Annotated in this window: 2 protein-coding genes; both read left to right on the top strand. The window is 71.1% G+C overall.

The genetic code is table 11. The features are described from left to right. Positions 1–797: META domain-containing protein (locus PKA16_RS15790; RefSeq protein WP_324404650.1), on the top strand; the 797-nt coding region annotated here is incomplete at its 5' end. A 65-nt stretch (positions 798–862) separates the two neighbouring features. Beyond that, positions 863–1,984: a hypothetical protein gene (locus PKA16_RS15795; protein WP_324404651.1), complete on the top strand. Its 1,122-nt coding sequence runs from the start codon at positions 863–865 to the stop codon at positions 1,982–1,984. Positions 1,985–2,225: the final 241 nt, after the last annotated feature.

The following is a 2,225-nucleotide window of genomic DNA, read 5'->3' on the forward strand; positions in this document are numbered from 1 at the left end:
TGCTGGCCGAGCGCATCTGGCGCCGCATCGGCGCCGAGCGCGAGGCCTTCTACACCGTCGACTCAATCGGCACGCCCTTTGCCGGCGGCGGCTTCAACGCCACGCTGCGCGACCTGGCGCGTCTGGGCCAGCTCATCCTGCAGGACGGCGAATGGAACGGCGAGCAGATCCTGCCGCCGGCGGCGATCGAGAGCATCAAGCGCGGCGGCGACCGCGGCCGGTTCGCCAGGGCCGGCTACGACCTGCTGCCGGGCTGGAGCTATCGCGGCATGTGGTGGCACAGCGGCGATGCGCACGGTTCGTTCAGCGCGCGCGGCGTGCACGGCCAGGCACTGTGGATCGACCCCGTGGCCGACGTCGTGATCGCGCGCTTCGCCTCGCACCCGGTGGCCGCCAACGCCGCCAACGATCCGACCTCGCTGCCCGCCTGGCGCGCCGTGGCCGATTACCTGATGGCGCACGACGCCACGCCGCTACAGGGCGGCGAATGGGTGATCGAGGACATCGCCGGAGCCGGCGTGATCGACAATACACGCGCCTTCCTGCGCTTCCTGCCCGATGGGCGGCTGGCGGGCAGCGCCACCTGCAACCGCCTGCTGGGGCGGCATGAAAGCGACGGTGCGGACCTGCGGCTCACGCTTGCCGGCAGCACGCGCATGCTGTGTCCGCCGGCGCTGATGCACCAGGAGGCCCGCCTGCTGGACCTGCTGCCGCGCGTGGCGCGCTGGCGCATCGACGACACTGGCGCCCTGTGGCTGACGACGGCCACGGGCGAAACCATCACCGCGCGGCGCTGAGACACGCCGAACCCGCCGACCCGACCCGTTTCTTCCCATCCATCCACTTCAAGAAAGGCCCTCCCATGCTTTACATCGACCTCCCGACCCGCTCGGAATTCAACACCCTGTTCAACACCCGCGCCGACACCTGCGTCAGCTTCTACCTGAAGACCACGCCGGTGACGCAGGACACCCAGGCGACGCGCATCGAGCTGGGCAACCTGCTGCGCGAGGCCCAGGTCCAGCTCGAGGCCGATGGCTTCGACAAGCGGCGCCTGGCGGCGCTGTCCGAGCAGATCACGGACCTGGTGGACGACGACGAGTTCTGGCGCTTCCAGGCCAACAGCCTGGCGATCTTCGCCACCCCGGACAACCTGCGCACCTACCGCCTGGCCAACGACCTGACGACCATGGTCCAGGTGGCCGACCGCTTCCACCTGAAGCCGCTGCTGCGCGCCGTCACCTTCCCGCACTCGGCCTTCATCCTGGCCTTCTCCGAGAACGCCGTGCGCCTGGCCGAGATGCACGCCAACCTGCCACCCACCGTGGTCAAAGTGCCCGGCCTGCCCAGGGACGCCGCCTCGGCGCTGGGCCTGTCGACCCTGAACGAGCGTGGCGGCGGCCGGCGCCTGCAGGGTTCGGAGGGCCAGAACGTGCGCTTCCGCCAGTTCGCACGCCTCGTGGACAACGCGCTGCGCCCGATCCTGTCGGGCCGCGAGACGCCGCTGGTGCTGGCCGCCACCGGCCGCCTGGCCTCGGTGTACGCCGAGCTCAACTCCTACCCGCACCTGCTCAAGGAGACGATCGCCGACAGCCCGGACCGCCTGAGCGAGTCCGAGCTGGCCGAGCGCGCGCGCCCCATCCTGGATGCGCATTACGCCGAGCAGCTGGCCGCCGTGCACGCCACGTATGACCAGCGTGCCAGCCAGCGCCGCACCACCAGCGACCTGTCCGATGCCGCGCGCGCCGCCACCTTTGGCGCCATCGACACCCTGCTGGTCGACATCGATTCGGTCGTGCCCGGCTTCGTCGACGAGGAAACCGGCGCCGTCACCCTGGTGGACGTCGACGACGCCCGCGCCTACGGCGTGGTGGACGAGATCGCCGGCCGCGCCTTCGGCACCGGCGCACGCGTGCTCGGCGTGCGGCGCGCGGACGTCCCAGGCGGCGGCGAACTGGCCGCGATCCTGCGCCATCCGCTGTAATGCAGGCCGCCGGTCCCGCCCGGGGCCGGCGCTTCACCCACACAAAAAACGCCCCCACGCTCCCCCGCTGCGCGTGGTGCGCTGCCCCCGAGGGGGCCGTTTTTGCCTCGGGGCGGCCCGGCGGCAAAAAAAACGCCCCCACGCTCCCCCACTGCGCGTGGTGCGCTGGCCTTGCAGGCCGCGAAGCCGGCTCGTGTCCCAACAAGTGGTGTAAGTCTTCGAACGCGCGGCAAGGTGCGTA

It is taken from the genome of Ottowia sp. (assembly GCF_035325765.1).
GTDB lineage: Bacteria > Pseudomonadota > Gammaproteobacteria > Burkholderiales > Burkholderiaceae_C > Ottowia.

Bases quoted from the DNA above. Each gene is read 5' to 3' on its own strand.
- PKA16_RS15795 (WP_324404651.1), top strand. From the start codon at position 863: ATGCTTTACATCGACCTCCCGACCCGCTCGGAATTCAACACCCTGTTC.